Origin of the sequence: Streptococcus sp. 27098_8_74 (genome assembly GCF_041431705.1) — a bacterium.
GTDB classification, from domain to species: Bacteria; Bacillota; Bacilli; order Lactobacillales; family Streptococcaceae; genus Streptococcus; species Streptococcus salivarius_E.
On the sequence record NZ_JAPVYF010000025.1, the window covers coordinates 1 to 12599 of the forward strand.

General features: G+C 42.5%; 10 protein-coding genes. All 10 read right to left on the reverse strand.

Features of this window, described 5'->3' with window-relative positions; translation table 11 throughout:
* On the reverse strand, positions 1–1645 hold a 1645-nt coding region (locus O3670_RS09005), incomplete at its 3' end, for a lectin-like domain-containing protein (protein ID WP_371596047.1).
* Positions 1646–2374: 729 nt separating this feature from the next.
* The gene (locus tag O3670_RS09010) at positions 2375–3376 is read right to left on the reverse strand and encodes a sugar transferase (RefSeq protein ID WP_037601940.1); all 1002 of its coding nucleotides are present in this window, start codon (positions 3374–3376) and stop codon (positions 2375–2377) included.
* A 35-nt stretch (positions 3377–3411) separates the two neighbouring features.
* Positions 3412–3636, reverse strand: a complete 225-nt coding sequence (gene asp5 / locus O3670_RS09015) for an accessory Sec system protein Asp5 (protein ID WP_002883546.1) — start codon at positions 3634–3636, stop codon at positions 3412–3414.
* Positions 3637–3640: 4 nt separating this feature from the next.
* Positions 3641–3820, reverse strand: coding sequence for an accessory Sec system protein Asp4 (gene asp4 / locus O3670_RS09020; protein WP_002883547.1), 180 nt, complete (start codon positions 3818–3820; stop codon positions 3641–3643).
* Complete coding sequence (gene gtfB, locus O3670_RS09025) at positions 3813–5165, reverse strand: accessory Sec system glycosylation chaperone GtfB (RefSeq protein ID WP_037601938.1); 1353 nt, start codon at positions 5163–5165, stop codon at positions 3813–3815. The genes asp4 and gtfB overlap by 8 nt, the downstream gene beginning before the upstream one ends.
* On the reverse strand, positions 5162–6670 hold the full coding sequence (gene gtfA / locus O3670_RS09030; RefSeq protein ID WP_371596048.1) for an accessory Sec system glycosyltransferase GtfA: 1509 nt from the start codon (positions 6668–6670) through the stop codon (positions 5162–5164). Before gtfA ends, gtfB begins: the two co-directional genes overlap by 4 nt.
* Positions 6671–6682: 12 nt before the next feature.
* Positions 6683–9058 (reverse strand): accessory Sec system translocase SecA2, encoded by a 2376-nt coding sequence (secA2, locus tag O3670_RS09035; protein WP_037601934.1) that lies wholly within the window; start codon positions 9056–9058, stop codon positions 6683–6685.
* On the reverse strand, positions 9051–9497 hold the full coding sequence (gene asp3 / locus O3670_RS09040) for an accessory Sec system protein Asp3 (protein WP_014634783.1): 447 nt from the start codon (positions 9495–9497) through the stop codon (positions 9051–9053). Before asp3 ends, secA2 begins: the two co-directional genes overlap by 8 nt.
* A gap of 2 nt (positions 9498–9499) precedes the next feature.
* Positions 9500–11038 carry an accessory Sec system protein Asp2 gene (asp2, locus tag O3670_RS09045; RefSeq protein ID WP_195950869.1) on the reverse strand — a complete coding sequence of 513 codons (1539 nt, stop codon included), beginning with the start codon at positions 11036–11038 and terminating at the stop codon, positions 9500–9502.
* Positions 11025–12596: an accessory Sec system protein Asp1 gene (gene asp1 / locus O3670_RS09050; RefSeq protein ID WP_371596049.1), complete on the reverse strand. Its 1572-nt coding sequence runs from the start codon at positions 12594–12596 to the stop codon at positions 11025–11027. The genes asp2 and asp1 overlap by 14 nt, the downstream gene beginning before the upstream one ends.
* Between the last annotated feature and the right edge of the window lie 3 nt (positions 12597–12599).

The window sequence follows — 12599 nt, forward strand, 5'->3', positions numbered from 1 at the left end:
CTGGGGCGTCTGGAGGTGTTGTATCTTTTTCTTCAAATACATAAGTCAACAACTGTCCGCCTGGAGATAGGGTAACTGTGTTGTTGTCTTCATTGTAGGAAGGTGCTTTGCTATGGTCGATTTTCTTTAATTTATAACCTTTAGCTTCGACTGCAGCAATCTTTTTGTCCTGGGTGCTAAGGTTAACAACCTCATTTTCGTCACCTGGAATCGCACTACTTGCTTCGATTTCATTGCCATTCACATCAACAAATTTCATGTGAACGATTTGTGGTGCTGTAAATTCAAATCTTTCAATCTGAACACGTTGCAAGTTTGTACCAGAACCTGTACTTCCTAGGAATGAAAGGGCAAATGTTGGATTACCATTAGTCAAGGCACGCTTAGCCTCAGCTGTCATGATGCTAGTGTTAGCGTTTTTTAAGTTTGTTGTCCAAGTTTGTGAGCCATAAGTTACTGTAAAGTTTTTATCTTTATCGTATACAATTTTAAAGTCTACCCATTCGCCATTAGGTTTTGGATCTAGAGCAGCAGCTGCTGTGCTACTTGTCGTTACCTTACCGGCAGCATTTGATGAGTAGAATGAACCGAAGGCGTTTTGCTCCCACACAAACTTTCCATTTACTTTACGTCCGTTTCCATATTTTGGATCGGCTGATGCATTTTGGTTCGCATTTGGATTAGAGGTGTTATGCCATGAGTCCAGTTTGAAACCAAAGGCATTTTTGATAGTTCCCATACCAATAGACGCACCTGATTGACCAATAGTATCTACCTTACCTGTATGGAAGACGAAACCGACTCCATCACCACCTGGGCGACCATCTGCATCAGTTTTGCCTTCATATTTATTACCGATATCAACTTTACCAGTGAAGGTGAAGGGTTCTCCAGAGTCGATTTTAAAACGAAGGTAAGCACTACCAACTTGACCTGAAACGTCATCTGTCAACTTAATGGTACCTGTTGATTTATCATATGTAGCAGTTCCACCTTCTTGGAAGAAACTTTCAAAGTTTTCTTTAGTAACTACCGCTCTTTGCAGGTTAGTTTCATCCACTGAACGTGTTGTTCCTTCAGTAGAACGACGTCTACGTACACGAGGTGTAGCTACAGTTTCTAACACAGTTGTTGTAGTTTCTGTAGCACTCTCTGAACTTGCTGTAGTTGTTGCTGTCGATGCTGTAACTGAATTAGATACCTCTGAGGCAGCTGTTGGTTTTGCACTCGTTGAGGTTGTAGCTTCTGACGAAGCTACTGGACTTGTTGATGAAGCTTCTGACGATGCTGGTGCTGAACTTGTTGTACTTGTCGCAACAGGTGCTTCTGAACTTACACCTACACCTGAATCAACCGTTGTTGTAGGCGCCACTGATGACGTTGGAACCGCTTCAGTAGCTGCTGGTGCTACCGTAGTAGTTGAGGCGCTTTCTGGTGCTGTGATTGGCGGAGTTGTGGTTGAGGCTCCGTCACCTTGACTTGCACTGACAGCTGTGGCTGCAACTGTTGCTCCATCAGATGTCGTTTCATCCGCTTGAGCTGTGTGACCAATCATGATCAAAGTACCAAGCAAGACCGAGCAGACTCCGATATTCAATTTACGAATCGAGAAACGACTCTTCTTACTAAAGATATCTTTACCCATATATCCTCCTAGACAAGAAATCATTAGATTTTGATTACTCTTGTCACTTCTAAAAATAATATAAATTGAATTTCCCTAACATCAAATATATCATATTGTTAAAATTGTAGCAACATTTTAGCATTTTAGTTTTAACCTTTTAGTTTTTCTTTAACCTCTTCCGATTTAACTTAAATTTCCTGAGTAAAATTAGCCTATACTTTGAGGCTGTAAAAAATATAAGTATCCTTACAAATAAAAATACAAATATAAATTAACTCTATAGTAAAAAGCATTTAGAGAGTTTACAAAATAAAACAATGACTATTTTTAGATCAATCTTCAATTATTAAATAGAAGTCAATATTATGGGAAGATAACTTTAAAAACACCCATCTTTTACTCATCTACGTCGATATTTGCATCTGTAAAACCAACTGAATTTTGACATTTTAATGTAACGATATCCTTTAATTGATATTTTTTTTAATAAAACTCAACACAATTAGTTCTTGGGAATATTCAGAATTATTATATATTATTCAAAATAAAAAGACAGTAGCTTCAAAATGCTACTGCCTAATTACGATTTAGCTGATAGTTTTGATAAATGGTAGTAATTCCCTAAAAACTCATCTCAAATAAAAGAATATTCAATTGTTTTTCTGGTCTAAAACACGAACGATAATTTGTTCACTGTACTCCTCGTTTTCCATTAGTTCAATTCCTTGATCAAAATTATGCTCCGCATTAACTCAACGCCATGATAGCATCGATGAAAAGTTTCTTTGTGAAGTAACCGTTACTGATGAGGTAGGCTGTGTGGCGAGCGTTAGCTACCATCTGTGCATACTGCTCTTCGGTACATTCTTGAATGCAACGGTCTGCTTCTTCCAGACTTGAAACAACGAAGCCTAGACCATGTTCTTTGACATAGTCTGCATTTGAGAGGTAGTCAGGTACAATAACTGGGAGACCTGCGGCTAAGTAAGTGGAGAGTTTATAAGAGATATTCATCTTATAGTAGTCAAGCTCGTCCTCTGGTTTTTCCGAATTTCCCCAGACCAGACCAAATCCTCCCTTAGATAGTTCTAGCAAAAGCTCATGTTTATTTCGCCAGCCTTCGAGGTGGACTTTGGAATAATCCTTATCCTCTTGTTTATCTGCGTAGACGTGGAGAGGGGTAGTTTGTTTCCAGTCTAAGATATGTGGGAAACGTGTTGGGTTTCCGGCAAAAATCATTTTCTTTTGGAAAGCAGGCTGGTGCAAGTCCAGACTATGAGGTAAGTCCCAAAGTTTTTGGATGATAATCTTCTCAACTGTTAGCCCTTCCTCAATTAGTCGATCACGCATCTTTTCAGATGGAACAACGACGACATCACAGAGATTGTACATGTCAATATAAGAAGACATGAGATAGTAGTTACTATCAAACATGAGAGGTGGGACGTCGTGGATAAACATAACGGTCTTAGCATTAACAGCTTTGAATTTACGGAGCAATCGGCTGTCCCACTCACTACCATTCCATGATGGAGACTGGAAGAAAACAATGTCTCCAACACTTAGTCCTGCTACAATCCCATCAAAGCGGGAATTAAGCTCTCCATCTGGCTCTTGACTACTATCATAGAAATAAATTCCTAGTTCATTAGCACCGAGCTCTCTGGCAATCTTCATGGTATCATTTTGGGCAATCAAGGCCACACTGCGTGAGGACTGGCCAAATAAATTTGTAAAATGTACGCGCATGACATACTTCTTTCTATTATATGATAGGAAGTCCTCTACTTATAAGAAACAATCATAAAAATAAGTAAGAGGATAAAGAGGGCTATGCTGATAGCCAAGGTCAACATTTTTCGAATCGGTTGGCTAGCCCAATAACTTGGTTTACCGATATTACTAGTGGCATCCGTTGAGAAAATCTGCGTTTGACGCGGTTGGATGGTCACTAAGACGATAAGGGCAACCGAAAGAATCACTGCTAGAACCATAAATACTAACATCATAAGACTACCTCAACAAACCAATAAGGGTGAAGATTAAACCGATGATAATAACAAGTCCGAGCATGATTGAAAAACTCTTGTTGATCTTCTCTCCTCTGGTTTCTTTTTCTTTTGTGATAGGCTTTTGCTTGAGTTCTTCCATACGGCCTTCAACGTCACCGTAGAATAAATCTTTTTTAGACATGATTTCCTCCTAAAAGTGATTGTAAGCGGTCGGCCAACTCAGAAGCAGTCAGAGTATTGGCTTGAGCTTTTTGAGCTTGCATGGCCTCTTGCATGGCTTGATTGTCGCTTAGGACCTGCTTAATCTTGGCAACCATAGCTGGATAGTTCTGACTGGCATAGATATGCTCTGGTGCTGTATAGACAGGTCCATGAGCTGTTTCTGAAAAGGCCAAAATCAATAATTGGTGTTCAAAGGCAGTTCGCGTCGCCTTGTACAATTCATTATGATGATTGATATCCAAGTAGAGGTCAGACTCTTGATAGAGCTTGTCCAACTGCTTGTGACTAGCGTTTGGATGGAGCACAACGTTTGAATAACGCATCATCGAGAGCAATCTTGGGGACATCTCAGTGACTGCCGCAATCTGGAAGGTCACATCAGGGAGTGACTCAACCAAGGCTTCTAAACGCTCAATTTGGTCTGAATTGGTTGCAATAAAGGCATTACGAGGTTTGCCATGATTTTCCTTGAAATCATAGGCATAGCCAAGTGAAAAGACCTTATGTTTTTTATCCTCAGGCACTAGCGTTAAGGCTTTTTCATAGGTCACCTTATCAGGAATGATGATGGCATTGGCTCTGGCTGAATTATCCTCTAAGATACCATTCATATTGCCTGGTAGGATATCACCCAGTGGCTCTTGCCAGACAAGGACATCAGTGGCACCCTTATTTTGCATAGTCCATGAGACGACGAAAGGTGTTGCCAAGCTATTAAAGATAATGTGATCGATATCACCAAAGACCTGAGCTAGGAAGGCTTTAACAAATTCGGTACGGTTGGCGAAACGACGAAGGGCTTGTCCTGGTATAGTCAAGAGAATATCACTGGTAAGATGATTTTCCAAGATACGTTCGTCACCTTCTTTGGTTTGGTAGCTGGTAAAGACTGCCTGACCGTTCTCATCATGAGTGGTTTTGGCAAAGCAGAATCCATATTTGTTATAGTGGTCCACTTGGCGAATCTTTCCTGACTTGTCTAACCATTCGACACTTTTAACGATACGAGCCTTGCTACCTTCTGGGTAGGTGATGCGGGCACGTTCTTCGGTAAGATTAGACACACGCGCCATCTGATTGTTCCCTGAAATTTCCCAAAAGGCTGGCACAGGAACTTGGTTGAAAAAGCGTGGTTTGCCATTTTCCTCTTCTGCTTCCACATAATAGGTGAAAGGAGAGAGAGAGCCTTGAGGGAGAAAACCATCTGGATTGATGACAACTGTTGTGGCATCATAGCCTGCTACCTGAAGTGAGTAAGCTAGATCCTTACTGGCTTGATTGTAGTAATCACATAAGAATATCATGAGCGTACCTCCTCAAGTAACTGTTTCCAAGCTGCCTTGACTTGACTGGTCAAGAAGCCTTTGGCAAGGTCATAAGATTTTTGACGCATGACTTCGATAGTGCCTTTTTCATAGAGACGGACAATGGCATCCTTATAGGACTTGGTGATGACATCCACAACATGATTTTCAGCGACAGGGAGGAGATAACCGTTGCCCCCGTCTTCGATAAAGGTTTGATTTCCATAAGGCACATCAAATCCAATCATCGGAAGACCTGAACCAACCGCCTCCATGAGAGTAAGGCCAAAACCTTCACTGGTTGAAGCTGTTAGGTAGACCTCGTACTGGCTATAAATGTCAGTCAAGTCAGCGTGGCCCATGAGTCGGATATAGTCGCCAGCTTGTGCTTCGACAATAATCTCACGCAACTTGGCATCCATACTACCACTACCGTAGATATCAAAAGTGATATCTGGCAGAGTCTTATGAACCTCGATAACCGCACGAACCAACCAGTCAATGTGTTTTTCCTGAGCCAATCGTGAGGCCGTAATCATTGAGAATGGCTTACGTGGTTTGTCCTGCCCGACCAATTCAGGTAGACTTCCCACTGGAATAGTGTAAATCTTTGGATCATGGTTGGTGTAGCGACGGAACTGTTCCTGCAGAATTTCCTTCTGACGATCAGTTGCCACGATGAAGAAATCAACCTTGTCCGCATTGGTAAACTGGTACTCGTAATAGTTATTCCAGAGAAAGTAGTTGTCATCAGTTTGATTGACACTAAAATGCTCAGCGTGAACAACGACGCCTAGGCGAGCAGCTTGCGCTTCTTCAAAGACCAACTGGCCAATACCTGTTTCACGGTCCAAGATGACCACATCATCCTTGGTTAGGGCTAGACGTTTGAAGAAATAGCGAAGGAATTCTTGCTTACCATAAAGAACCTGATCAGGAAAACGATAGATATCCTGATTATTGTCTCCGACAATCATGTCATAGGCTGTAGACCCATCTTCGTTATAAAAACGACGTTGGTAAACCTTGGCTTGATTGTCCTTAGGCGCAAAATACTCACTGCAGTAACGGGTGTAAGAGTAAAAATCCTTGCGCAAGAGCTTGTCATTGACAAAGTAGCTGACTGTTTCCACTGCATCTTCGTCCATCACACGAAGGTTACATGCTACTACCATATCATCCTGTGGATAATGGTAACGAATGAGACGACCAGCAACTTCCTTGCGCTCAGGATTGGCAGGTAAGATGGTCTCGATTTCCGCTAGGCTAATGGTCGATGGCGCAATCTTGATATCTGTAAAATAGTTATGGAGCCAGATGATTTCATCGTCTGAAAAACCAATCTTGCTAGTCATATGCTCGATATTATCCCCAAGGATGAGGTCCATAAAAACAAATTTTGCTTCTTGCCCCATTTCCCTGAAAATCTTAGCACGATAGGCCTGAGCATATTCGACACCACTGCTGGCCCAACCTATGCCTAAATTAATGTTATATACTGTCATAATTTCCTTATTTTATGGGAAATGGCTGATGATATCTCCTTTTTTAGTGACTTGCACCTGACTAAGGAGAAGATTACGAACCATATCCTTTCTGATTTGACGTTTCATGGCTTCAAAGCCCTTGTAAGCCTCTTGGTAATATTCGACAATCGGGTTCTTTTGACTGAGTTGTTGGCTACCAATGGCCATCTGAAGTTGTTGCAGATAGTCTACCTGCTCCACCCAGTTGTCATCCACAGCCTTAAGCATGGATAGGCGTTGGAAATACTCGTTAAGTTCCTTAGTTTTCAACTCCTGCTTTTTAGCATCAAGTTCACGATAGGCAAACTGGTAGATGAGTTCCAAGACTTCCTCACGATTGTTGAGGTCCAGATCCTTAGGGATTTCATTGATGCGGAAGCTGATATTACGCAAGATAAAGTGGTAAAGATTTTCCGCTTTTGAGAAATCTTCCTCAGCCATAGCCTGGTCGATAAAGTCATCAAGAACCTCGTCGATAACAGTGTCCAAACCTTGATTGTGATAGATGAGGCGGTCACGTTGTGCGTAGATCATCTCACGTTGGATGTTCATACTTTCTGCGAACTCAAGGGTCTGACGACGTGAGGTACGACCGGAACTTTCACTAGCTTCTTGGGCTTTTTCAACCAATTTACGATACTTACGACCTGTCAATTCCTTAGGATCGATGTGATCACTAATGGCGTATTCTTTGTAAGTACGGTGAACCCAAGATGGACCGTATTTTTTAATCACGTCATCTTCAAGGGAGACGAAGAATTTAGACATACCAGGGTCACCCTGACGTCCAGAACGGCCACGGATTTGCAGGTCAATACGCTGACTTTCCATACGTTCGGTACCGATAACGACCAAACCACCGAGTTCAGCCACACCCTTTCCGAGCTTGATATCTGTTCCACGTCCAGCCATTGACGTCGCAACCGTCACGGCACCCATTTGTCCTGACTCAGCAATCATCTCAGCCTCACGTGGCGCATTGTTGGCATTTAGGAGGTTATGAGCAATTCCTTCACGCAAAAGCAAAGAAGAATAAAGCTCTGACATTTCCACCGAACCAACGAAAATCAAGATTGGATTTCCCTTTTCATGATAATGCTTAACATACTCTAAAGAGGCAAAGACCTTCTCTGGTAGGGTCGCATAAATCTTATCTGGATAGTCGATACGTTGTTTCTTACGATTGGTTGGGATTTGAATGACCTTCATGCCATAGGTATCGAGAAATTCTTTTTCCGCAACCTTACCAGTACCAGTCATCCCTGAAATTTTCTTGAATTTTTTAAAGAGACTTTGGTAAGTGATCGAAGCCATGGCTCTGGTTTCTTGTGACAAGGCCACTAATTCCTTGGCTTCGATGGCTTGGTGGAGTCCACCTTGGAGCTTGGTCAATTCCAAGAGACGACCTGTCGATTTATCAAGAAGTACCACTTCGGGTCCCTTCTTGCCATCACGAATGATATAATCCTTGTCCTTTTTATAGAGCAAGTGGGCACGAAGAGAAAAGAGCAGGTGACGGGCAAAGGTGCTGTTTTCCTCATCGTAGAGGTTACCGATACCAAGGTAATTTTCAGCAGCCTTAGCCCCTTTAGTAGTCAACCAGACTTCCCCTTTTTCCTCTTTGAAGATATAGTCCTCACCCTCGACCAAAGTGGTCATAAGCGTATCCATCATCCCATAGTAGTTAGACTGAACACGGGGCGCACCAGAGATAATCAAAGGTGTCTGTGCACTGTCAAGGAGGACAGAATCCACCTCATCGACAATAGCATAGTTAAAGGGACGCATGTATTTTCCGTCTTGGTTAGAAGCAAGGTTATCAATCAAATAGTCAAAACCTAAGCTAGAATTGGTCGTGTAAACGATATCTGATTGATAGATGGCACGCTTTTCTGCCGGTTCCATCTCATTGCTGCCTTCCACACAGGGAACACCAATCGTCAAACCTAGGAACTCGTAGACCTGACCCATTTCCTCAGCGTCACGGATAGCCAAGTATTCATTTGTCGTAACAAGGATAGCCCCTTCACCTGACAAGGCATTAAGGTAGACTGGCATGGTAGCCGTCAAGGTCTTCCCCTCACCAGTGTACATCTCAGCGATATGACCTTGGTGCATGACAATTCCTCCCATGACCTGAACATCATAAGGGAACATGCCTAACACGCGCTTATCCGCTTCACGAACAACCGCAAAGGCTTCAGGCAGGAGGTCGTCCAAGCTTTCTCCTTGAGCCAAACGCTCCTTAAATTCCTGCGTTTTATTTTTCAACTCAAGGTTGCTCAAACCAGCCATTTCATCGGCTAGGCCGTTAATTTCCTTGAGTATCTCCTTAACAGGGAGAATAGGATTCAGTTGTTTAAACATGTTCTTCTCCTGTTTCTTCCAGTTTTAAGTTGTAGAAATCTAGCTCTTTGACCCCAGCACTCAAGAGGGAAATACGGTAGGTATAGGCCTCGTGAGGGTAAACAAAGGTCATCTGGGTACTCTTTTCAATCAACTGTTTAATTTCATTGTCATAACGGTCCAAAAAGCTGACTTTCAAAAAGACTGAGCCTGTTGGGACAGCTTCAAGATTGGCCGTCAAGTCATAACTATGCCCTTTTTTCAAAAGTGGGAGGGCAGGTTGGGTACGACCAGCTTGGTAGTTTTGGATGGCCACCCAAGACTGGATTTCCGTTCCTGATGGCACCAAAGGATTGTAAAATTGCACAGAACCATCTTGGCGCTTAACAATTTTTGAGCCATACATGTAGGCTTTGTGGTTTAAGCCCCACAAGATTTCTGATTTCTTGTTTCTGAACATTCTTACTCCTTCCTTCCAAAATCATTTTCTAAAATCATACGGTAAAAATTAACAAACCAAGTTGTCGCCGTATAAGAATCATCGTTGTGTCGACCTGACGTTCCCTTGCTGAGAATCTTAGCCCCTGAGTAATAGAGAGACTTGGTAATGTCCTCGTAGGCCGTCGGATCCATATCCTCGTCTTTCATGTAGGAAAGACCAAAAGTTGTATTTGAGAAGTCTGCTTTTTCAAATTTATCCCAGAACTTCTGATTAAGGGCCTCGACACCCTCATTATCCAAACGGCCTGTCTGCAAATGCAAGACATCAATCCCTGTTGGAAAGACCTCTGGCGCCAAGAGTCTGGCACGATTACCGATAGTACCAACATTGGCTAGAGGCTTAGACATGATGATAGCATGAGGCTCAAAGTCCGCACCATAGTACATTGATGGGAAGGTTCCCATGGACATTCCTGAGAGAATGAGCTGACTATTGTCAAATCCTAGATAGTCCAAGTAATGTTGGATGGTGTCTTTGATGCTATTTTCAAGCTCTTCAGTTCCCATGTAGAAGGCTCCCCCTTGGAGACGAGGGTCTGAGAAGAGCAAGAATGGTGTTCCCATCCCCTTCATCATTCCGAAACCTTCAAAACCTTCGGCAGGACGGAAACCTGAGAAGTAAACTGACAAAGGTGGCTTGAAGTCCCCAGGATAAAAGAAATAGTTGATTTCCTGACGCTTGCTATCGTGGAGAATTCCACCACCAAGTACAAATTTCCCGAATTGGAAACGGGTCAAACGTTGGTGGAGCCCACCGATTGTAATCTGACCTTGGCCTTTCATCTCAAGACTAGCAGACAGGAGGAAGGTCGTGTCCTCATCAAGGACAATGGCCCCCTTGCGCATTTCTTCTTCTGAAACGATATAGGTCTTGAAAATACCTGCGACCGAACCTTCTGGCAAAAGATTGAGAATCAAGCGACACTCACAAGTCTCCTCTTTTTCGAATTCCAACCAAAGCTCGATAGGGTTTTCCTTGCTGGCTCTGACATTATAGGTCCAGTCCAAGACAGGACTAAAATCTTGACCATAATCACCTTTTAAAATGACATTTTCATGACCGTGGTAGGTCACTTGGCCAGTAAAATTGGGGTTAACCTGGGTCGTGAAAGGAAACATCTTATCCCCGTACTGCCCTGAAAAGAGCGCTTTTGAAAGGGTAAAGAGCAACTGCCCTTGATTTGAAAAATCAGTTGGCACAGCACAAACTTCCTTCAGAAACTGAAGGAGACTCTCATCTGGCACTTCAATCGTTTGATCAAAGAAAATAGTGTGAGGAATCAAATACTCTTTAATAGCCATCAATTCCTCAAGACCGGCAAGACTGTCCACAATAACCGCTGTAAAAGCCTTGATTTCGTCTTCTTCGATGGTTTCTTGTAAGGTCTCAAGCTGACCAAGATTGCAATAATACCATTTCATATTTTCAGGAATTTCCTGATTTTCTGACCAGTTGGATGATCCAACTTGTAGTATCTTCAGACGATTATCCTTGGTCATTCTGCTCCTCCTTCAACCAATTTTCCCATTTTTGTACCAAACGGTCTCCTGTGTTTTCCTTAATTTTCTCAATTGAGTAGATAAGGGAACGGTTCCAGTTGTTCAACTGTCCCAAATAGTAGTAAGCCCCTTTTTCAAAATCGGACAAGTGCTTCAAGATATAACCATTCTCTTGGTGGGTCACATACTCAGACGCCACACGGTTAATTTGTGGAATACCAGCACTAATTCCAGCAATCTGTGTATAACGATTAGGTTCCTTGCTCAAGTCGACAATGAGGCGTGTAAACTGAAGAGCCTTGATAAGGGCAGTCTCGTCACGCAGGTCTTGGAAAGAAAATCGGCTGACGATTTCATTATTTTCTTCCAATTTATTTTCTGCACCACTACTTTCGACAACCTCTTCAAAGACATCTGGACTCAATCGTTCTTCAATCATTTTTTCCACTTGATTTTGCAGGCTAGCAAGTTGCTCTGGATTGGCATTAAATGCTCCAAATTCAACCTGTGTCTTAGGATACTTAGCCACAAAAGCCAAGACTTGATAAATAGCCTCTAAATCCAACTGATCGAAGTCAACCTGATAAAAGATTTTAGACTCTTTGACACGTTGACTGGTTCCCAAAGCTAAACGGGTATCGAAAGAAGCCATGTGTTTGAGTTTCTTAGCCTCTTCTGGATAGGCAACCTGAAGCTGCTCCAAGTAATCGTAACGGTCAGCAATCAACAAGTCCACTTGCGGCAGAAAGGCTTCATAGGTGTCAATACTATCGTCCTGATTACGTTCTGCGAACCAAGTCAAAATCTTAGTGTTGGCTGCTGGCAAATGTTTAAAGAGGTACTTGTTATGGCGTAGATCTGAGGCAATAACAAAACGGTCCTCTGGTTCTACCTTTTCGTCCAAGAATTTAGTCAAAAATTCCCAGATAACTTCTGAAAGGTCACCGTAGTAACTCTTATTAAAACGACCTTCCGTACGAGGATTGGCTACAATCCCACGACCATCAAAGAAATGACAGAGTTGCCAAACTCCCTTGGCATTAAGATAGTTTCGATAGCTTGGTTGTCCACCTTCATAATAAAGACTACTTGAGATAAAACCGCGGTCATCGTAGATGTCTTCGCGAATGATTTGCTCATCCTTATAGTAGCGAATCATGCCAATAAAGCCTTCTGAGCCAAACTCAATCTCGGCATAACGCTTGTGTTGGCATTGCACCACGATAGCAAATGGTGTGTGAACAAAGGTAGCCCCTTCTGGCCATTCCAAATCTGTCACCTGAAGATTTTTCATATCTTCATCAGTGATACCCTGAATCAAGTCAAAAATAGCTGTATAGCCAACTTCCAAGACATCATGACGGTGCAAGAAATAACGCAAATGTGGTTGGTAGGCCAAAAGCAAAAGCTGAGGGGCTAAGTCCTCATCCTGAAAGATACGAACTTGGTGCAAGCTGTCATCAAATTCAATTTTTTGGCGGATACGGTACCAAGGATCAATGACCGTCTTCCAAAATTCATCCGTCTGTCCATACCAAGCTGGAATAAAATAATACATGAG

Coding starts and splice junctions, on each gene's coding strand:
- O3670_RS09010 (WP_037601940.1), bottom strand. CDS start 3,376: ATGCGCGTACATTTTACAAATTTATTTGGCCAGTCCTCACGCAGTGTG.
- asp5 (WP_002883546.1), bottom strand. CDS start 3,636: ATGATGTTAGTATTTATGGTTCTAGCAGTGATTCTTTCGGTTGCCCTT.
- asp4 (WP_002883547.1), bottom strand. CDS start 3,820: ATGTCTAAAAAAGATTTATTCTACGGTGACGTTGAAGGCCGTATGGAA.
- gtfB (WP_037601938.1), bottom strand. CDS start 5,165: ATGATATTCTTATGTGATTACTACAATCAAGCCAGTAAGGATCTAGCT.
- gtfA (WP_371596048.1), bottom strand. CDS start 6,670: ATGACAGTATATAACATTAATTTAGGCATAGGTTGGGCCAGCAGTGGT.
- secA2 (WP_037601934.1), bottom strand. CDS start 9,058: ATGTTTAAACAACTGAATCCTATTCTCCCTGTTAAGGAGATACTCAAG.
- asp3 (WP_014634783.1), bottom strand. CDS start 9,497: ATGTTCAGAAACAAGAAATCAGAAATCTTGTGGGGCTTAAACCACAAA.
- asp2 (WP_195950869.1), bottom strand. CDS start 11,038: ATGACCAAGGATAATCGTCTGAAGATACTACAAGTTGGATCATCCAAC.
- asp1 (WP_371596049.1), bottom strand. CDS start 12,596: ATGTATTATTTTATTCCAGCTTGGTATGGACAGACGGATGAATTTTGG.